Annotated in this window: 18 protein-coding genes; 5 read left to right on the top strand and 13 right to left on the bottom strand. The window is 57.2% G+C overall.

What is annotated here, in order from left to right:
- Positions 1–10 precede the first annotated feature (10 nt).
- The 7 genes from HFD94_RS16435 to HFD94_RS16405 all read right to left on the bottom strand — a co-directional run bounded on the left by HFD94_RS16435 (position 11) and on the right by HFD94_RS16405 (position 6,079).
- Positions 11–994, bottom strand: a complete 984-nt coding sequence (locus tag HFD94_RS16435; protein WP_010260026.1) for an ABC transporter ATP-binding protein — start codon at positions 992–994, stop codon at positions 11–13.
- Complete coding sequence (locus HFD94_RS16430; RefSeq protein ID WP_022624145.1) at positions 991–1,806, bottom strand: ABC transporter permease; 816 nt, start codon at positions 1,804–1,806, stop codon at positions 991–993. The genes HFD94_RS16435 and HFD94_RS16430 overlap by 4 nt, the downstream gene beginning before the upstream one ends.
- Positions 1,803–2,678 (bottom strand): ABC transporter permease, encoded by an 876-nt coding sequence (locus HFD94_RS16425; RefSeq protein WP_122889736.1) that lies wholly within the window; start codon positions 2,676–2,678, stop codon positions 1,803–1,805. The genes HFD94_RS16430 and HFD94_RS16425 overlap by 4 nt, the downstream gene beginning before the upstream one ends.
- Positions 2,678–3,700: an ABC transporter substrate-binding protein gene (locus HFD94_RS16420; RefSeq protein WP_045139762.1), complete on the bottom strand. Its 1,023-nt coding sequence runs from the start codon at positions 3,698–3,700 to the stop codon at positions 2,678–2,680. Before HFD94_RS16420 ends, HFD94_RS16425 begins: the two co-directional genes overlap by 1 nt.
- A complete protein-coding gene (locus HFD94_RS16415) occupies positions 3,684–4,709 on the bottom strand; it encodes a LacI family DNA-binding transcriptional regulator (RefSeq protein ID WP_167433299.1) in 1,026 nt (341 codons plus the stop codon). Before HFD94_RS16415 ends, HFD94_RS16420 begins: the two co-directional genes overlap by 17 nt.
- Positions 4,710–4,833: 124 nt before the next feature.
- A complete protein-coding gene (locus HFD94_RS16410; RefSeq protein WP_010671341.1) occupies positions 4,834–5,442 on the bottom strand; it encodes a DsrE family protein in 609 nt (202 codons plus the stop codon).
- 31 nt (positions 5,443–5,473) lie between these two features.
- On the bottom strand, positions 5,474–6,079 hold the full coding sequence (locus HFD94_RS16405) for a DsrE family protein (RefSeq protein ID WP_010671340.1): 606 nt from the start codon (positions 6,077–6,079) through the stop codon (positions 5,474–5,476).
- A 754-nt stretch (positions 6,080–6,833) separates the two neighbouring features.
- On the opposite strand from HFD94_RS16405, the gene HFD94_RS16400 reads away from it, so the two are divergent.
- Entirely contained in the window at positions 6,834–8,297 is a 1,464-nt protein-coding gene (locus HFD94_RS16400; RefSeq protein WP_010260049.1) for a M48 family metallopeptidase, read from the top strand.
- 32 nt (positions 8,298–8,329) lie between these two features.
- Entirely contained in the window at positions 8,330–8,671 is a 342-nt protein-coding gene (gene arsC, locus HFD94_RS16395; RefSeq protein WP_086906249.1) for an arsenate reductase (glutaredoxin), read from the top strand.
- Here arsC and hda read toward each other — a convergent pair.
- From hda to upp, 3 genes are all read right to left on the bottom strand, one after another.
- Positions 8,668–9,369 carry a DnaA inactivator Hda gene (hda, locus tag HFD94_RS16390; protein WP_195719715.1) on the bottom strand — a complete coding sequence of 234 codons (702 nt, stop codon included), beginning with the start codon at positions 9,367–9,369 and terminating at the stop codon, positions 8,668–8,670. The two genes, arsC and hda, sit on opposite strands and share 4 nt — an antisense overlap.
- A gap of 107 nt (positions 9,370–9,476) precedes the next feature.
- A complete protein-coding gene (gene uraA / locus HFD94_RS16385; protein ID WP_010260058.1) occupies positions 9,477–10,760 on the bottom strand; it encodes a uracil permease in 1,284 nt (427 codons plus the stop codon).
- A gap of 147 nt (positions 10,761–10,907) precedes the next feature.
- Entirely contained in the window at positions 10,908–11,534 is a 627-nt protein-coding gene (gene upp / locus HFD94_RS16380) for a uracil phosphoribosyltransferase (RefSeq protein ID WP_009088774.1), read from the bottom strand.
- A 230-nt stretch (positions 11,535–11,764) separates the two neighbouring features.
- Between upp and purM the strand changes: the two genes are divergently transcribed.
- Both purM and purN read left to right on the top strand, forming a co-directional pair.
- The gene (gene purM, locus HFD94_RS16375) at positions 11,765–12,805 is read left to right on the top strand and encodes a phosphoribosylformylglycinamidine cyclo-ligase (protein WP_010671337.1); all 1,041 of its coding nucleotides are present in this window, start codon (positions 11,765–11,767) and stop codon (positions 12,803–12,805) included.
- Positions 12,802–13,440, top strand: a complete 639-nt coding sequence (purN, locus tag HFD94_RS16370) for a phosphoribosylglycinamide formyltransferase (protein ID WP_033788088.1) — start codon at positions 12,802–12,804, stop codon at positions 13,438–13,440. The genes purM and purN overlap by 4 nt, the downstream gene beginning before the upstream one ends.
- A gap of 109 nt (positions 13,441–13,549) precedes the next feature.
- Here the strand turns inward: purN and pstB are convergent, their stop codons facing one another.
- The 3 genes from pstB to HFD94_RS16355 are packed head-to-tail and all read right to left on the bottom strand — an operon-like array spanning position 13,550 to position 18,048.
- Complete coding sequence (gene pstB / locus HFD94_RS16365; RefSeq protein WP_010260068.1) at positions 13,550–14,317, bottom strand: phosphate ABC transporter ATP-binding protein PstB; 768 nt, start codon at positions 14,315–14,317, stop codon at positions 13,550–13,552.
- Positions 14,318–14,329: 12 nt separating this feature from the next.
- Positions 14,330–15,964, bottom strand: a complete 1,635-nt coding sequence (pstA, locus tag HFD94_RS16360; protein WP_167423504.1) for a phosphate ABC transporter permease PstA — start codon at positions 15,962–15,964, stop codon at positions 14,330–14,332.
- Positions 15,961–18,048 (bottom strand): ABC transporter permease subunit, encoded by a 2,088-nt coding sequence (locus tag HFD94_RS16355; RefSeq protein ID WP_167433298.1) that lies wholly within the window; start codon positions 18,046–18,048, stop codon positions 15,961–15,963. Before HFD94_RS16355 ends, pstA begins: the two co-directional genes overlap by 4 nt.
- 150 nt (positions 18,049–18,198) lie before the next feature.
- Here HFD94_RS16355 and ppk1 point away from each other — a divergent pair, with 150 nt between their 5' ends.
- On the top strand, positions 18,199–20,259 hold the full coding sequence (ppk1, locus tag HFD94_RS16350) for a polyphosphate kinase 1 (protein ID WP_010260075.1): 2,061 nt from the start codon (positions 18,199–18,201) through the stop codon (positions 20,257–20,259).
- Position 20,260: the final 1 nt, after the last annotated feature.

The raw sequence follows: 20,260 nt of genomic DNA, 5'->3' as shown, positions 1-20,260 counted from the left end.
AACAGACTCCTTAGCAACTAAATTCCAGCGCGGCCTGGCGGGTCAGCGACCAGCTGATGCGCTGTCCCGCCTGCCAGATTTCGCGGGCATGACGCTCGACCTGAATGGGGTTATCCAGCCCGATATCGATCAGTAAGCGCTGCGAGGCGCCAAGAAACGTACTGCCCACCACCACACCGCGCTGGGCATAGCGGGTGTCGTCGGCCAGCAGCACATCTTCCGGGCGGCAAAAACGCAGGGGATGACCGTCGGGATCGTGCGCAATGCAGTTTATGGCGCCCACAAAATCCGCTACAAAGCGGGAGGCCGGGCGCTGATAAATTCCCTGCGGAGTATCGAGCTGCACCAGACGGCCCTGCTCCATCACCGCGATGCGATCGCCCAGCGCCATCGCCTCCTGCTGATCGTGGGTGACGTAAACCGCAGTGATCGCCAGCCGCTTGAGCAGCGCGCCGATCTCCAGCCGCAGCCGATCGCGCAGCCTGGCGTCAAGCGCCGCCAGCGGCTCATCGAACAACAGAACTTTAGGCCGGGCAGCCAGCGCACGTGCCAGCGCCACCCGCTGCTTCTGCCCGCCGGACAATTTATCAATCGCCCGGTGGGACAGATGTGTCAGGTCAACCAGTGCCAGCATTTCCGCGACCCGCGCATCACGCTCGGCACGTGGCACGCCCTGCACCTTCAGACCATAGGCGACGTTCTGCGCCACGTTGAGCGTCGGGAACAGCGCGTAGTTCTGAAACACCATGCCAACGTTGCGTTTCTCAATTGGCAGCGCGGTGACGTTACGCTTGTCAAACCAGATCTCTCCCGGGGGATCGCTGCTATCCAGACCGCTGATAATACGCAGCAGCGTGGTTTTGCCACAGCCTGACGGCCCCAGCAATACCAGTGTTTCACCGGCGTGAACCTGCAGGTCGAGCGGATGCAGCGCGACCTGCTGATTAAAGCGACGCGAGCAGTGGCGCAGCGTCACGTTGACGGCCTCATTCATACGGTTTCCTCTCTCTGCTGCCGCGAAGATTGCCGTTCCAGCCAGTGATTACAGGCGTTGAGCAACAGCAGCAGCGGTAAAATCATCATAATAAAGATCAGGGTATAGGCGGACCCGACTTCCAGCCGCATCGAGGTGTAGCTGTCGGCCAGACCGACCGGCAGGGTTTTGGTCAGTGGCGTGTGCAGCATCCAGGTAATGTTGAACTCCCCCACCGACAGGGTGATCACCATAAATGCGCCCGCCAGAATGCCGTTGCGGCAGTTCGGGACGACCACGGTAAAGAAGCGGCGCCAGAAGCCCGCCCCCAGGCTGGCGGCGGCTTCTTCAAGGCGCGGCAGATCAATTGCCTGCATCACCGACAGCACCGGTCGGATCATAAAGGGCAAGGTAAAGAGCACATGGCCGATAAGGATGAAGAGCCAGCTGTCGCGCAACGCGCTGAACTGACCATAAAGCAGAATGATGCCCAGAGCGGTGGCGAGGCCCGGCAATGCGACTGGCAGCATCAGGCACTCCTCAATGCGGCTGGCCCAGCGTGACGGTGATTTCAGTAAGCCCCAGGCGGCCGGCACGCCAGCGATAACCGTCACCGCCAGACAACTCAGAGCGATCAGCAGCGACAGCCAGAAGGTGTCGGCATACATCTGCCACACCTGTTCCACCCACTTCAACGTCAGGCCGCTGCGCAGGCCAGTGAAATAGTTCTGCGTGACGCCCGCCAGCATCGAGAGCACAACCGGCACAATCATAAACAGCGCGGTGAGGCTGGTGATCACCACCTGCAGCCAGAACAGCCCCCGGCGTTTCATGTCTTCTCCTTACGGCGGGCAGCCAGTCCGTTCGCCAGCATCAGCGCCAGCCAGGCCACCGCCCCCATCACCACCGAAAGCGCCGCTGCGGTGGCAAAGTTGGCGTAATTAGTGAACTCGCCATAAATGGTCAGCGGCAGCACCGCGAGCTCTGTGCCAAGGGTAAATGCGGTGCCAAAGGCGCCCATGCTGGTGGCGAAACAGAGCGCGCCGCAGGAGAGCAGCGCCGGTTTCAGCCCAGGAATGATGACGTCAATGATGATGCGCCACTGGCTGGCACCCAGCGATCGGGCGGCCTCTTCCAGCGAACGGTCCAGCTTTTCACTGGCCGCCACCAGCGTCACGATGGCGCGCGGCAGCGAAAAATAGAGATAGCCAATAAATAAGCCGCTGAGCGAATAGGCCAGGATCCAGCGCTCATGAAACAGGCTGAGACTGAGTTGCGCCAGAACACCCTGACGCCCCGCCAGCATGACCATCAGAAATCCCACCACCACGCCCGGAAAGGCCAGCGGAAAGGTCAGCAGCGCCAGCAGCGTGCCTCGCCCGGTAAAGCGCTGCCGTGCCAGAAAGCAGCCCACCACCGCAGCAATCAGCAGCGTCACCAGTGTGACCGCTGCCGAGAGCAGCACGGTATTCAGCAGGCTTTGCAGATATTGCGGCTGGCTGATTACCGTCCAGTAGCCGCTGTGGTGAGTTGTACGATCTTCCGTCATACCGATCTGCAACAGACGAGCAAACGGCAACAGCCAGAAGGCAGCAAAGAACAGCAGCACAGGCAGCAGCATCCACGGCCAGTTTGCCCCCAGCGGCCGAAGGCGGTGGCGAACTGAGTCGCCAGCAGCAAACGGATTGATCTCTGAGAGTGACATCAGCGGATCTCGTTCAGATAACGGGCGGAGAAGCTCTTCTGCGCGTCGGCCATCTGCTGATAATCCACCGTGTGAGCGCGCGCATAGTCGCTGTCAGGCAGAAAATATTTCTTCGCTTCGGGTGACATCGCCCCCGCCCGGACCGGACGCAGCCAGGCATTAGCCCAGATCGCCTGACCGGCATCTGACAGCACGAAATCGATCACTTTCTTACCGTTGGCCGGATGCGGCGCATTTTTCACCAGGCTGATGACGTAAGGCACCGTGACCGTCCCCTCGCTGGGGATCACAAATTCCACATTGGCGTGATCTTTGTAGCGGGCGCGATAGGCGTTGAAGTCGTAGTCGATCAGAATCGGGATTTCGCCTGAAATCAGCCGGGCATAGGCGGTCTGCTTAGGCACAATCGGCTGGTTGCGTTGCAGTGCTTTGAACCAGTTGATGGCCGGGGTGAAGTCATGCAGGCTGCCGCCTTTCGCCTGGTTCACCGCGACGGCTGCAACGTAGCCCACAAAGGCGCTGGCCGGATCAAGATAACCCACCATGCCTTTATATTCCGGCTTCAGCAGATCATCCCAGGAACGCGGCACCGGCGCGCCACCCAGCGCATCAACATTGACCATAAAACCCATGGTACCGGAGTGCAGCGCTACCCACTTGCCAGCAGGATCTTTCATGCCTGCCGGGATCTGATCCCAGTTTGCCGGTTTGTAAGCGCTGACCACGTCTGCACTGACTGCCTGAATGCCGAAGCTGACGCCGTAATAGACCACGTCGGCGACCGGATTGCTTTTCTCGGCGACCAGCTGCGCCAGCGCCTGACCCGAATTTTTATTGTCCTGCGGCACATGAATGCCCGTCGTTTTTTCGATCGCCTGGAGCTGTGTCGCCCAGTCGGCCCACTCTGGCGGGCAGTTGTAGCAGATAGCATTTTCAGCCGCCTGCGCCCACGATGAGGCAAGCGTGCATCCGGCCAGCAGCGCAGCGCTGGCGATAGGTTTGAAGTTAACGGTGAGTGACATGATGTTCCCCTGAAAAAGAGCCATGAAATGCCGGGGCGACACTCTCCCCGAAACGTAAATGATGTGCCAGCAGATGGGTTTTACCGCCGACGGGATTCAGAAGCAGGTCAATAGCGCGCGCGCCCATTAGCGCAATCGGCTGCACCACGCTGGCCAGTGAAGGTGAAAGCTGTTCGCCCAGCTCAATGCCATCGAAGCCGATCACGGAGAGCTGATTCGGAACGCTGACGCCGGCACGCGCAGCGGCACCCAGCAGGCTGATAGCCAGCAGATCGTTACTGCAAATCACCGCCGTCAGCGGCAAAGGTGCATTAATCAGCGGCAGCAACGGATGGAAATCGGACTGGATATGGCTGGGCATCTCAATCATCGCCTGCGGCGTCAGACCGGCCTGCTGCATGGCATCGCAGTAGCCGAGATAGCGCAGACGGGCGCGGTCAGATTGCTGCATAGGCCCCGCAGCCATCACGATGTGGCGGTGGCCCAGTGACACCAGATGGGCGGTCGCTTCGGCAATGGCTTTGCGGTTATCTACGCACAGCGCGGGCCATTCGTGCTGTTGCGGAACGTTGTGGGTCAGCACGAAGGGCATCTTCGCCGCCGCCAGTGTCGGCAGCAGCGCACTGCTGTCGGCATCTGCCACCGTCAGTACCAGACCGGCGACACGCTGGTGCAGCATATGTTCGACAATGGCCGCTTCCCGCTCAGCCTGATAATCACTGGTTGCTACCAGCAGCCCATATCCCGCCAGACGAGCCTGCTGCTCCATCGCCTGTAACTGCATGGCAAAAACCGGATTGAGCAGTGAAGGCAACAGGACGCCAAGCGTGGTGGAGTGCTGGGTGCGGAGCTGACGGGCAATATGATTCGGGCGGAAACCGATCTGTTCCGAGGCGGCAAGCACCTTTTGCAGCGTGCCCGGTTTTAGCAGATGAGGGTCAGAAAAGGCGCGCGCAGCGGTTGCGCGGGAGACCCCTGCCAGTCTGGCTACGCTGATTAAATCGGTCATGACTGCCTCGTGTATTGTCGATGAGATCGATCTCATTGCGACAACACTAGCGGCGTTCTATGACAGGGGCATCACAGGAATTTGACTGGCAGGTGACAGCGGCAGTGACGCCGCTGTGGGGGAATTAAAGCATCAGGAAGGCGTAACCGCTGTTTTCCAGGGTCGCAACGGTGGTGCCGCTGGAGATGGTGTGAGTGACCATCGGGTCGATCCAGTTGCGCTCAAGCTGATGAAACGCCACTGACTGATCGCAGATAGTGACCTGAACGCCCGCTTTTTTCAGCTCGCTGATCAGCTTCAGGTTCGGGTTATCGACGCCGTAGGCTTTGCTGAACTGGTCATTATTCAGCGCTGATGAAACCGCGTCGCCGTTAATTGACACCACAAATTTCAGCTGGTCGAGTGGCACACCCGCCGCATAATAGAGGTTGGTGACGCGCGCTACGCGCTCCAGACCGAGATTCGGCTTACGAATATCCCCTTCACTGCGGTTGATCTGGAATACTATTTTATTACTCAGGCCCGCTGTCGTGCCGGGTTTAAATGCAGGCGTATCGACATAATGTATTTTGCCGTAGCCTTCAATCGCTGGCGTACTCCAGAAATCAGCAGGTTCGGATTTATTATCCGCCATTTTTCCGCTGACCTTATCGAATAATTCCGGCAACTGTAAAACATTGCCTCCGATAAATCCCGCTACGGCTGCCATCACCACTAAAGCTGCTGGACGCATTAACTCTTCTCCCGATCGTTTAAAACATCAATTACATTGCCAGCCACGCGTATCCCTGGTTTTGCAGGGTTGATACGGTGGTCGGACTGGAAAGCGCATGGACCACAGATTTATCAATCCAGTTATTGGGATAGTGATGGAATGCCACGGACTGATCGCAGACCGAGACTTTCACTCCCGCCTGATTCAGCTCATTAATCAGCTTCAGGTTTGGATTTTCGATGCCATAAAACTTTTTAAAATGGGCGTTATCCAGCATGGCGGGCGTCGCATCGCCGGTGACCGAAACGACAAACTTCAGCTGATCGGCCGGAATGCCGGAGGCGATATATAAATTCACCACGCGCGCCACACGCTCCAGTCCCAGATTGGGCGCGGTCATCGCGCCATCGCTTCGGGTAATCTGGAAAACAATTTTATTGCTCAGGCCCGCCACCGGTTTAAACGCGGCGTCGGGCTCATAATGAATTTTGCCGTAACCTTCAATCGCCGGTGTACTCCAGAATCCCGGGGCTTCCTGTGGCTCGGTTGCAAAATGGCGTGTCACTTTGTCATAAATCTCGCCACTCTGTGTGACAGCCGCGCCAACGACTCCGCCAATAATGGCGATTAACGCGTATGAAACAACTGAACGCATAACACTTCTCTCCGGCAAATAATGTCTGGCAGATTCAGGACTGAATCAGGTCGGCTATCTATATCACAGCGCAGGCATAATTCTCGCCTGCGTAAATTCAGGTCAGCGCGCGGCTGATAACCGCTGAAATTATTCACCTTCCGTATTAATCGAAAAGTTTCATTATGAGGAAAAAAAGGTCTTAATCAGAATGGACCTGACTCTTTGTGCTCTTTTCACTTCCTGTGACATTAACAGCAATAAATAACAGCCAGGCGTAGCTGGAATAAGCAGGATAAAGGCGGGAGCTACGATTTAATTTATCAATGGCGAAGAGGAGATTCACGGCTCAGAGAGGGCTATTTTTTCAGAGTAGACCTGGAAAAACTCATGCCATAGTCAGTTTTTTTGAGTGAATTTACATAACTTTAAAAAAATCCGCTCACAGGCTAAATCTGCGCGGCAGCAGATTCTGCTTTATTCTGCCGAAGCGCATTGGGAATAAATGAATAAGGCGTTACTTAACCGCTCACAAACCCGGCGATACTCCGCCGGTTTTTATTCGTTTAACCGCGGTTTAAGTTGGCAGGATGTTCAGTTTTTTTCGTCAAAATGGGTGATCTTGCACAAATTACGTCGGTCGTTTGCCAGAAAACGACATTTCATTCTTTTGATGCTCTGGTTAAGATAGTCACGAACCGTCGTTATCTGCGAAAAATGGAACATTCCCGCTGCGCACCTGTCCATTTTCAGGGCCTCTCTACAGGATTAAGGCATGTTGAACCGGTTAAAGAAAACGCTGATCGCCGCGCTCCTTCCGACGCTCATTTTCACTACTCTGTCACCTGCTTATGCCGATGTCAGTGATTCACTTCCCGATATTGGCACTACGGCCGGTTCGACGCTGTCGATTAATCAGGAACTGCAGATGGGCGACTTTTATGTGCGCCAGCTGCGTGCCAGTGCGCCGCTGATCAACGATCCGCTGCTTAATCAGTATATTAATCAGCTGGGTCAGCGACTGGTGTCGCACGCCGACTCAGTGAAAACCCCGTTCCACTTCTTTCTGATTCAGAACGATGAGCTCAACGCCTTTGCCTTTTTTGGTGGCAACGTGGTGCTGCACTCAGCGCTGTTTCGCTATACCGAAAATGAAAGCCAGCTGGCGTCAGTAATGGCGCATGAGATCTCACACGTTACCCAGCGCCATCTGGCGCGCGCAATGGAAGATCAGAAGCGCAATGCGCCACTGACATGGGTCGGTGCGCTGGGCTCTATTCTGCTGGCGATGGCCAATCCGCAGGCAGGCATGGCAGCACTGACCGGCACCCTGGCGGGAACTCAGCAGGGAATTATCAGTTTTACCCAGGGTAATGAGCAGGAAGCTGACCGCATCGGAATTCAGGTACTGCAGCGCGCCGGGTTTGATCCTCAGGCGATGCCGAACTTTTTACAGAAGCTGGCCGATCAGAGCCGTTTCTCCTCGAAGCCTCCTGAAATTCTGCTGACGCATCCCCTGCCCGACAGCCGTCTGGCGGATGCCCGCAACCGCGCTAACCAGATGCGGCCGGTGGTGGTGCAATCTACAGAAGATTTCTATCTGGCAAAGGTGCGTTCACTGGGCATGTACTCCACCGGGCGTAATCAGCTCACCGACGAACTGCTGAGCCAGTATGCCAGCGGCAATTCTCGTGAGCAGCTGGCGTCACAATATGGCAAAGCCATACAGTTTTTGCAGGCGAAAAGCTTTGCCGATGCGAAGCGGATTATGACGCCGCTGCTGGCGAAACAGCCGAATAACGTCTGGTTCCTGGATCTTATGTCGGACATCGATATCGGCCTGAATCAGCCACAACAGGCGATCGCCCTGCTCAGCGCCGCCACCAGTGCAAAAAACAGCCCGGTGGTGCAGCTCAACCTGGCCAATGCCTACGTTGAAGCGAAACAGTATGCCAACGCCAGCCGCATTCTGAATCGCTACACCTGGGCTAATAAAGATGATCCCAACGGCTGGGATTTGCTGGCCCAGGCGTCTGCACAGCAGGGACTGAATGATGAAGAGTTATCGGCGCGGGCAGAGAGTCTGGCGCTGAATGGCCAGCTCGATCAGGCGATCACCGCGCTTGGCAGCGCCAGCGCACAGGTGCCGCTCGGCAGCCTGAAACAGGCGCGCTACGATGCCCGTATCGATCAGTTGCGCCAGTTACAACAGCGCTTTAAGCAATATCAGAAAGGCTGAGCATTCACGCTGCGAATAGAGGAGAGTCTGAGATGGTGACGATTTACCACAACCCGCGCTGCAGCAAGAGCCGCGAGACGCTGGCGCTGCTGAACGCCCGCGGGATCGAGCCGGAAGTGGTGCTCTATCTGCAAACGCCGCCCGATCGCGAGACGCTGCAAATCCTGTTACAGAAACTGGGAATGCAGAGTGCACAGCAGTTGATGCGGACTAAAGAGGCGATCTATAGCGAACTGGCACTCAGCGACAAAAGCGAAAGTGCGCTGCTGGATGCGCTGGTGGAACATCCGGTGCTGATTGAAAGGCCGATAGTGATCAATGGCGACAAGGCGCGGATCGGGCGTCCGCCCGAAGCGGTGCTCGACCTGTTTTAAAGGCCGAGTGTCTCTTTCACAAACGGAATGGTGAGTTTACGCTGGGCGCTGATCGAGGCGCGATCAAGCCGATCCAGCGTATCAAACAGGGTGCGCATTTCACGATCCAGTCGCTTCAGCAGGAAGCGTCCCACATCTTCCGGCAGCTCAAATCCGCGTAACCCGGCGCGCAGTTGCAGCGCCTGTAATTTATCTTCGTCGGAGAGAGGCTGCAGGCGATAGATCTGCCCCCAGTCCAGCCGCGAGGCGAGATCGGGCAGTTGCAGATTAAGCTGGCGTGGTGGACGATCGCCGGTAATAAACAGGCGCGTATTGCCGGTTTCCAGAATACGGTTATAGAGATCGAAGATCGCCATTTCCCATTCAGGCTCGCCTGCAATGCACTCGATGTTATCGATGCAGACCAGTGACAGCTGCTCCATCCCTTCCAGTACTTCCGGTACAAACCAGGTGCGTTTATCCAGCGGAACGTAACCGACCGCTTCGCTGCGCGCTGACATCTCGGCGCACGCGGCGTGCAGCAAATGGCTCCGCCCTCCGCCTTCGCGTGACCAGAAGTAGAGATAGCTGCCATGTTGTTGGTTGAGAGCGCCTTTCAGCGCGGCAATCAGCGACGGGTTTTCCCCCGGCCAGAAGCTGGAGAAGGTTTCATCGTCAGGTAAATAGAGTGGCAATGACAATTGTGCCGGCGTGTTCAGAAGCACCTCAGCAAGAGAACAAGCAAAAAATCGGGGGAAGTCTAACACAGTTTTCAGAAAGAGATGAATGGGGCGTCCCTGCCCCGATCCTGTCAGGCTTGCTGCGATCACGGCTCGCGCGATTCTTCAGCCTCCAGTACCACTTCTTCCGGACGCAGCAGTGAGATCACACGGAAGATCAGCGCTAATCCAACCCCTACGATTGTCGCCAGCGCCATGCCTTTCAGCTCCGCAGCACCGATATGCACCTTCGCACCGCTGACGCCGATGATCAGGATCACCGAGGTCAGGATCAGATTTTGCGCTTTGTTGTAATCGACTTTGGACTCGATCAACACCCGAATACCGGATGCGCCGATCACGCCATACAGCAGCAGCGACACGCCGCCCATTACCGGTACCGGGATCGCCTGGATCACCGCCGCCAGTTTGCCGACACAGGAGAGCAGGATCGCCAGAATCGCCGCGCCGCCAATCACCCAGGTACTGTAGACGCGGGTAATTGCCATCACACCGATGTTTTCGCCGTAGGTGGTGTTAGGCGTTGAACCAAAGAAGCCGGAGATGACCGTTGATAAGCCGTTGGCGAACATCGAACGATGCAGGCCAGGGTCGCGAATCAGATCTTTCTTTACGATGTTGGCGGTGACCACCAGATGACCGATATGCTCGGCAATCACCACCAGCGCCGCAGGCAGGATCGTCAGCATCGCCACCCACTCAAAGCGCGGGGTATAGAAAGTTGGCAGCGCAAACCAGGGTGCTTTGATCACGCCGCTCCAGTCAACAATGCCCATAAATGCAGAGAGCAGATAACCCGCTACCACCCCGACCAGAATCGGGATGATCGCCAGGAAGCCACGAAACAGCACGGAACCGAATACCGTCACTGCCAGCGTGACCAGCGAAATCAGCACGGTTGTACTGTCGGGCGCACTGCCTTCCGCGGGCAGCAAACCCGCCATATTAGCGGCTACCCCTGCCAGCTCCAGACCGATGACGGCGACAATCGCGCCCATCGCCGCCGGGGGAAACATCACATCGAGCCAGCCGGTGCCCGCGCGTTTGACAATCAGCGCCACCAGACAGAACAGCACGCCGCACAGGATAAATCCGCCCAGCGCGACCTCATAACCCAGCGGCAGCAATAGCAGTACCGGCGAGATAAAGGCAAAACTGGAACCGAGGTAAGCGGGAATTTTGCCTTTACAGATAAAGAGGTAGATCAGCGTGCCTACGCCGTTAAATAACAGCACCGTCGCCGGGTTGATGTGGAACAGAATCGGTACCAGTACCGTGGCACCAAACATGGCGAACAGGTGTTGCAGGCTGAGTGGAATGGTTTGCAGTAACGGCGGTCGTTCACTGACGCCAATGGCGCGACGAGTCATCATTTATCCCCTTGTGTTATTTATCCCCCAGGGCGCGCGCCTCTGGCACAGCAGCAGGCACGCCGGTGAGCCTCGCAGACACACCAAACCCGTTCGGGGATCTTTTTTTTGCCAAAAAAAAGCCGACTCTCTGGTCGGCTGTGCGATTTATTTGGTTCCGAAAATCTTGTCCCCGGCATCGCCGAGCCCGGGAATGATGTAACCCTTCTCATTCAGTCCCTGATCCACTGACGCGGTGTAAAGCTCAACGTCAGGATGCGCTTTCTCCAGCGCGGCAATCCCTTCTGGTGCGGCAACCAGTACCAGCACTTTAATGCTGGTGCAGCCCGCTTTCTTCAGCAGGTCGATGGTGGCGATCATGGAACCGCCGGTCGCCAGCATAGGATCGACGACCAGCGCCAGGCGCTCTTCGATGTTAGAGACCAGCTTCTGGAAATAGGGAACCGGCTCCAGTGTCTCTTCATCACGGTAAACACCCACCACGCTGATACGGGCGCTGGGAACGTGCTCCAGCACCCCTTCCATCATGCCCAGGCCGGCACGCAGAATCGGCACCACCGTGATTTTTTTGCCTTTGATCTGATCGATCTCTACCGGGCCATTCCAGCCCTCAATGGTTACGCGCTCTGTTTCCAGATCGGCGGTCGCTTCGTAGGTCAGCAGGCTGCCCACTTCAGACGCCAGCTCGCGAAAACGCTTTGTACTGATATCATGCTCACGCATCAAGCCCAGTTTATGTTTGACCAGCGGGTGTCTGACTTCCACGATCTTCATTGGTGTTCTCCCGGAATGAGTTGAGCTAAAAAAAAATCGCGGGATTATACCGCCTTTTACGCTCCGCGCCACCTGCTCTTGCGCAAAGCCGCGGGTTTTACCGGGACAAATAGAGGATTAATGAAAATCGCCCGATGCGCAATCCCGGACTCGCAAACGTTTGCCTGCACTGATAGAATTGCCGCGCTTTATTTTAAACCACCAACCGCAACTCGCGTGGGGACCTCGCAGTGACCGACAAAACCTCTCTCAGTTACAAAGACGCCGGTGTTGATATTGATGCTGGTAACGCTCTGGTTGACCGTATTAAAGGCGTAGTGAAAAAGACGCGTCGCCCGGAAGTGATGGGTGGACTGGGCGGTTTTGGTGCGCTTTGCGCGCTGCCGCAAAAATACCGTGAACCGGTGCTGGTCTCCGGCACCGATGGCGTTGGCACCAAGCTGCGTCTGGCGATGGATCTCAAACGTCACGATGCCATTGGTGTTGACCTGGTGGCGATGTGCGTCAACGACCTGGTGGTACAGGGCGCCGAGCCCCTCTTCTTCCTCGACTACTACGCTACCGGCAAACTGGATGTGGATACCGCCTCTGCGGTGATCACCGGCATCGCCGAAGGTTGTCTGCAGTCGGGTTGTGCGCTGGTGGGCGGTGAAACCGCTGAGATGCCAGGCATGTATCACGGCGAAGATTACGATGTGGCCGGTTTCTGTGTTGGCGTGGTGGAAAAGTCAGAGATCATTGATGGCAGCAAGGTGCAGGATGGCGACGTACTTATCGCTCTCGGCTCCAGTGGCCCGCACTCCAACGGCTATTCGCTGGTGCGTAAGATTCTGGAAGTCAGCAACACCGATCCGCTGGCTGAACAGCTGGAAGGCAAACCGCTGGCCGATCATCTGCTGGAACCGACCCGCATCTACGTGAAAAATATCCTGAGCCTGATTGAGCAGGTCGATGTGCACGCTATCGCACACCTGACCGGCGGCGGCTTCTGGGAGAATATTCCGCGCGTGCTGCCCGACAACACTCAGGCCGTCATCGACGAGAAGAGCTGGCAATGGCCGGCCGTCTTCAGCTGGTTACAGCAGGCAGGCAACGTCAGCCGTTTCGAGATGTACCGTACCTTTAACTGCGGCGTCGGCATGATCATCGCCCTGAGTCCGGCAGACGCGGACAACGCGATTGCGCTGATGCAGGCTGCGGGCGAGAAAGCCTGGAAGCTTGGCGTGATTAAAGCGTCTGATGCCGAAGAGCGTGTGGTCATCAACGGATGAAAAAGCTGGTTGTACTGATTTCCGGCAACGGAAGTAACCTTCAGTCCATCCTTGACGCCTGTGCAAGCGGGCGGATTCACGGCAGCGTGGCTGCCGTATTCAGCAACCGCGCCGCCGCTTATGGCCTGACGCGGGCGCAGGAGGCAGGTATTCCTGCCCACTCGCTTGCCGCCAGCGACTTCACTGACCGCGAAGCCTTCGATCGCCAGCTCATCGCTGAAATCGAAGCCTACAGTCCAGACCTGATTGTGCTGGCAGGATATATGCGCATTCTCAGCAGCGCGTTCGTGGCCCATTTTCACGATCGCCTGCTGAATATCCACCCTTCCCTGTTGCCGAAATATCCGGGTCTGCATACGCATCGTCAGGCTCTGGAAAATGGCGATAGCGAACATGGCACCTCCGTACATTTCGTCACTGACGAGCTGGATGGGGGTCCGGTGATCCTGCAGGCAAAAGTCCCGGTTTTTCCCGGCGACAGCGAAGCGGAGATTACGGAGCGGGTGCAGCATCAGGAGCATGCCATCTATCCGATGGTAATCGGCTGGTTTGTTGAGGGTCGTCTGGCGATGCGTGACGGCAAGGCCTGGCTGGATGGCGAACCGCTGCCGCCGCAGGGTTATGCTAACGACTGACCCGACAGGGGAAGCCGGGGCTTCCCCTGAAGTGCTGGCGGTCCGGCTAAAGGCTCAGGGAGCTTTTGAGCCGTCTGACATAACAACCTGCTCTGCTCCCGTTACTGACTTAACCGTAGCGCCCCGTAATGTAATCTTCGGTCCGACGCTGTTTTGGCGCGGTAAAGATACGGTCAGTCTCATCAAACTCCACTAACGCGCCCTGATGCATAAACGCGGTGTAATCTGACACGCGAGAAGCCTGCTGCATGTTGTGCGTCACCAGCACCAGCGTGAAATGCTGCTTGAGCGTGGTCATCAACTCTTCAATCACCAGCGTGGAGATGGGATCCAGCGCGGAGGTCGGCTCATCCAGCAGCAGAACTTCCGGTTCAATCGCAATGGCGCGGGCAATCACCAGCCGCTGCTGCTGTCCGGTCGAGAGCGTCAGCGCATTCTGTGACAGCTGATCTTTAACCTCACTCCACAGCGCCGCCGCGCGCAGCGCACGTTCACAGGCTTCGTTCAGCACCCGCCGATCGCGTACACCCTGTAAACGCAGCCCGTAGACCACATTTTCATAGATCGATTTTGGAAAAGGATTGGGGCGCTGAAACACCATGCCGACCCGACGACGCAGCGCCGAGAGATCCTGCTCAGGTCGCAGGATCGGCTGCGATCCCAGCAACACCTCACCCTCGACCCGGCAATGATCAATCACATCATTCATGCGATTAAAGCAACGCAGCAGCGTCGATTTGCCACAGCCGGAGGGACCAATCAGCGCGGTAATCTTGTTTTTTGGCACCTGCAGCGAAATAGCCTGCAGCGCCTGGCGCTCGCCATACCACAGCGACAGCTGGTTAACGGTCAGCGCGATATCCGTGTCGGACGTCATAGTCATAGCCTGTTATTGAGTCATAAGGCGATAGCGTTCACGCAGACGGTGACGCAGGCCCATCGCCAGCAGATTAAGCGACAGAATAATCAGCACCAGCAGCAGCGCGGTGGCGAACACCAGCGGCCGGTCAGCTTCAATATTCGGACTCTGAAACGCCAGATCGTAAATCTGGAAGCCCAGATGCATAAATTTGCGATCCAGATGCAGATAAGGAAACACCGCGTCGACGGGCAGTTCCGGCACCATTTTTACCACGCCAACCAGCATCAGCGGCGCGGTTTCACCAGCGGCACGCGCCACCGCCAGAATCAGGCCGGTCAGCATGGCAGGCACCGCCATCGGCAGCACCACGTTCCACAGGGTTTCCGCCTGAGTCGCGCCCAGCGCCAGCGAACCCTGCCGCAGGCTGTTGGGAATGCGGGATAGTCCCTCTTCGGTCGCCACAATCACCACCGGCAGCGTTAGTAACGCCAGAGTCAGCGACGCCCACAGCAAACCAGGTGTCCCGAAGGTGGGATTGGGCAGCGCGCTGGCGAAGAAGAGCTGGTCTATCGTGCCGCCCACCAGCCAGACAAAGAAGCCCAGACCAAATACGCCATAGACGATTGAAGGAACGCCTGCCAGATTGACCACCGCGATGCGCACCAGTCTGGTCAGCGCATTGCGTCCGGCATATTCATGCAGCCAGATGGCGGCGATGACACCCAGCGGCATCACGACCACCGACATCAGCAGCACCATCAGCACGGTGCCAAAGATCGCCGGGAACGCCCCGGATTCACTCTCGCCTTCAGCGGGTGAATCGCTGACGAAACGCCACAGCTGATGCAGAAAATGCAGCGTTTTGCCGGTTAGCGTCATCGCGTTCGGCTTCCAGCTGTCAACGATTTCGGTCAGCGGGATCGCATGTTCGGTGCCATGCACATCCCGCAGGATTAACAGATCGCGCTGACTCTGCTGTTGCAGCGAAGCCAGTGTCTCGCTCAGCTGATTAAACCGGCGCTGCAAAGCGGCCTGATTGGCCTGATATTCTGACTCGGCCTGCAGATCAAAGCGCCCGGCAGCACGGTTTTTGGCCGCCTGCTCATCAAGCTGCTCACGCTGGCTGTTGAGGCGCGCCATATCGACCCGGCGAATCTGATTAGCCTGCCGCACCAGCATCTGCACCTGTCCGAGCCGCTGATGCAGCAGTGCATCGGGATCCTGCGCAGTCAGCTCTTCATTATCCTCACGCAGGCCGACAAACCAGCCGTATGCCTGACCGTGGCTGCGGCGCTGCAGCACCATGATGTCCGCGGGCTGGCTGACCTGCGCCGCCGTGCGACTGTAAACCACCCGGAAATCGGGTGCGTCCCAGTCACGGTTACCGGTTTTAATCAGATAGCGATTAACCTGTCCGCCGCTGTTGCCCTGCTCATCTGCCGGGGCCGGAAAGCGCCGCTGATGTTCCAGGGTTTCACCCAGCAGCCGCGTCTCGCCCCCTTCAGGCTGGCTAAACGTGTAGAGATCGACGCGCTGCGGCCAGAAAGCGCGCACCCCCTGCCAGGCCAGTAACCCAATCAGCAGCGTAAAGGCCAGCAGGCAGACGGCTACGGCACCGGCGGTTAGCCAGCGCCAGCGATCGTTCTGTCGCATCGCTTTCATGCCTGCTCCTCGTGCTGGCTGTAGCGCTGGCGCAGTCGCTGACGGATCAGCTCGGCAACCGTGTTGATCACCAGCGTAAACAGCAGCAGCATCAGGGCGCTGAGAAACAGCACGCGATAATGAGCACTCCCCGCCGCCGCTTCCGGCATCTCAATGGCGATATTGGCGGACAGTGCGCGCAGGCCGCTGAACAGGCCACCTTCACTTTGCGGCGTGTTGCCGGTCGCCATCAGCAAAATCATGGTTTCTCCTACGGCACGCCCCAGACCAATCATCAGGGCGGCAAAAATACCGGCGGAAGCACCCGGCAGCACGACGCGGGTCAGGGTTTGCCACGGCGTCGCGCCCAGTGCCAGCGAGCCCTGCCCTAACGCTGCGGGCACGCTGAACAGCGCATCCTCAGAGAGGGTAAAGATCAGCGGTACCAGCGCAAAGCCCATCGCCAGCGCGGCCACCAGCAGATTGCGCTGTTCGTAATGCGGCAGCCAGTCGCCCGCATCCGGTATCAACAGCGTGGGCAGCCACAGCGTCAGCAGCGTGACCAGCAGCAACAGCGGCAGCAGAATCAGCACTTCACGACCCGGCTGACGCCAGCGCGGCGGTAAACGCGCGATGAATACGCCGCACAGCAGCAGCGTGCCCGCCAGCGTCAGCGGCAGCAGCAGCACACCTACCAGCGCCTGACCAATATGCGGCGCGAGCCAGATCCCGGCAATCAGCCCCACGACCACGCTTGGCAGCGCACCCATCATCTCAATGGCCGGTTTGACCCAGCGTCGCAGGCCTGGCGCCATAAACCAGGCGGTGTACATCGCCGCCGCCAGCGCCAGCGGTGTGGCAAACAGCAGCGCTAAACTCGCCGCTTTCAGCGTACCCATCACCATCGGCATCAGGCTGAACTTGGCCTGATAACTGTCACCCGCCGCGGTCGATTGCCAGATCCAGTCCGGTCCGGGGTAATTTTCATACCAGATTTTTTGCCAGAAATTGCGCCAGGTGACGTCCGGCCACGGATTATCAAGCCGCAGAGTCTGCCAGCTTCCCGCCCGTTCAATCAGCAGGCTGTCGCCACGTGGCGAAAACTGCGCCTGCACAATGCCAGGTTCCAGCTGACGCTGCAGTATCGGGCCATTCTGCTTGCTGGCAAACAGCCGCAGCATCCCCTGTTTACTGAGCGTCGCAAACACGCGGCGTTGTGATTCCGTCACCAGAATGGTCCCACCGTCGCTGTTGGCAAAAGTACGAATGCGCTGCAGGCGCGGCCCCTGTTCGCTGGCGATAGCAAACCACTGCGTGACGCCGCTGCCATCCTGGATCAGCAGGCTTGTGCCGCCCACCAGCAGATGCAGACTTTTTGGCCGCTGCGGCAGGGCGTGCGTTTCGCGCAATAGTGCACGGTCATCGTCAAGTTGCCAGACCCGCAGCAGATTGCCTTCAGTGGTGTAGAGCAGATCGCCGGACGGCGAGAGCGCCAGCAGATCCAGCTGGCGTTGCGGCAGCGGGATAACCGAGGCCTGGCGATCGGTGCCGAGCGTCAGCACCCGGAGTCCGGCCTCAGTGAGTGCGGCTATACGCCACTGACCCGCATGGCGCGTCGCCAGCGCCATCTTCGTCACTGCGCCATCAGGCAGATGAAAAGGTTTATCGCCCAGCGGAAAATGCCACTGCTGGTCGGCGGTTGGCTGCATCAGTGTCAGCGCACCCTGCATATTCAGCAGTAGCGTCTGCTCATCGGCACTCCGCACTATCTCCCCGGGTGGCGGGGTCAGCGCCAGTGCCGGTTCCGCAGGCTGACCATCCAGCGGAATAAAACGCGCCGCACCGCGCTCGCTGATGCGCCAGCCGACCTTCCCCTGATTGCCAATCGCTAAGGCTGGCGCACGATCCCAGAGTTGCTGGCTGGCCGCAATCTGCAGGCCCGGCGCATTAAACAGCGGTAATACCACGCCAATCAGCCAGCAGAAGAGCAGCAGCATCAATAGCAGGATCGCCACGCCACAGCAGGTGACCAGTCGCCGTGTCAGACGGTCAACGGCACGACGCTTACGATCGCTGAATTGGACAGGAATGTGGTTTGCGCTCATGCGGTTCCGCTAGCAGGCCAAAATAAGCCGCTATGTTGCCCGTAGCCGATTGATAAGACAACTCCTGGCGTTGGACAACGCTGCCATACTCTCGCCATAATGTTGGTGGATACTGGATCTTCAGTCCTGCAACCGCTAAATGGAGTGAGAATGGGTCAGGTAAAGCTTTATATTGAAAAAGAATTAAGCTGGTTATCCTTTAATGAACGGGTTTTGCAGGAAGCAGCAGACAAAAGCAATCCACTGATTGAGCGGATGCGCTTTCTGGGTATCTACTCCAATAATCTCGACGAATTCTATAAAGTGCGTTTCGCCGACCTCAAACGCCGCATTCTGATTGGTGAAGAGCAGGGTTCCGCCAGTACACCACGCCATCTGTTTAAGAAAATTCAGCAGCGGGTAATGAAGTCCGATCAGGAGTTTGATGCGTTATATAACGATCTGCTGCTGGAGATGGCACGTAACCAGATCTTCCTGATCAACGAACGTCAGCTCTCCTCCAATCAGCAGGCGTGGCTGCGCCACTACTTCAAGCACGAGCTGCGTCAGCATATCTCGCCGATTCTGATCACCCATGAAACGGATCTGACCGAATTCCTTAAAGATGACTACACCTATCTGGCGGTAGAGATCATTCGCGGTGACAATATTCAGTATGCGCTGCTGGAAATTCCGTCCGACAAAGTCCCGCGTTTCATCAATTTACCGGCTGAGCCACCGCGCCGCCGTAAGCCAATGATCCTGCTGGATAACATTCTGCGCTACTGCCTGGATGACATTTTTAAAGGTTTCTACGACTACGACGCGCTCAACGCCTATTCAATGAAAATGACGCGTGACGCCGAGTACGACCTGGTCACGGAGATGGAGTCGAGCCTGCTGGAGCTGATGTCCTCCAGCCTGAAGCAGCGACTGACGGCGGAACCGGTGCGTTTCGTCTACCAGCGCGATATGCCAGACACGATGGTGTCGCTGCTGTGCCACAAGCTTTCCATCTCAAACCTGGACTCCATCCTGCCAGGCGGCCGCTACCACAACTTCAAAGACTTTATCGGCTTCCCTAACGTCGGCAAAAATAACCTGGTGAACCGCCCGCTGCCGCAGATTCGCCACATCGGCTTTGATGGCTTCCGCAACGGCTTTGATGCGATTCGCAATCGCGACGTGCTGCTCTACTACCCGTACCACACCTTTGAGCATGTGCTGGAGCTGCTGCGTCAGGCGTCGTTCGACCCCAGCGTGCTTGCGATAAAAATCAACATCTACCGCGTTGCTAAGCATTCCCGCATCATGGATGCGATGATCCATGCCGCCTACAACGGTAAAAAAGTCACGGTGGTGGTGGAGCTGCAGGCGCGCTTTGATGAAGAAGCCAATATTTACTGGGCGAAACGCCTGACTGAAGCGGGCGTGCATGTCATTTTCTCCGCACCAGGCCTGAAGATCCACGCCAAGCTGTTCCTGATTTCACGCCGCGAAGGCGAAGAGATTGTGCGCTACGCGCATATCGGTACCGGCAACTTTAACGAGAAAACCGCGCGTCTCTATACGGACTACTCGTTGCTGACCGCGGATGCGCGCATCACCAATGAAGTACGTCGGGTGTTCAACTTTATTGAGAATCCCTACCGGCCCGTGACGTTCGATCATCTGATGGTCTCGCCGCAGAACTCGCGCCGGATGCTGTATGAGCTAATCGACACCGAAATTGCTAATGCGCAGCAGAATAAGCCCTGCGGCATTACTCTGAAAATCAACAATCTGGTGGACAAAGGTCTGGTTGATCGGCTTTATACAGCCTCCAGCGTAGGGGTGAAGGTTAATCTTCTGGTGCGCGGAATGTGCTCATTAATCCCTGACTTGCCCGGGATCAGTGAAAATATTCGTGTCATCAGTATTGTTGACCGTTATCTGGAACACGATCGCGTCTATATTTTTGAGAATGGCGGCGATAAGAAGGTGTTCCTCTCCTCCGCTGACTGGATGACACGTAACATTGATTACCGTATCGAAGTGGCAGTGGCGATTCTCGATCCCCACATCCGGCAGCGCATACTCGACATTATTGCTATTCAGTTGAGTGATACGGTGAAAGCCCGCATCGTCGATAAAGAGTTGAGTAACCATTACGTCCAGCGCGGCAATCGTCGTAAAGTGCGATCGCAGCTGGCCATTTATGATTACATCAAGAAACTGGAACAACCTGAATAAA

The sequence above is a fragment of the Pantoea sp. EKM20T genome, assembly GCF_011800485.1.
Classification (GTDB): Bacteria; Pseudomonadota; Gammaproteobacteria; order Enterobacterales; family Enterobacteriaceae; genus Pantoea; species Pantoea agglomerans.
The sequence above is the reverse complement of the archived record's forward strand: the minus strand, read 5'-3'. Positions and strand labels throughout refer to the sequence as shown.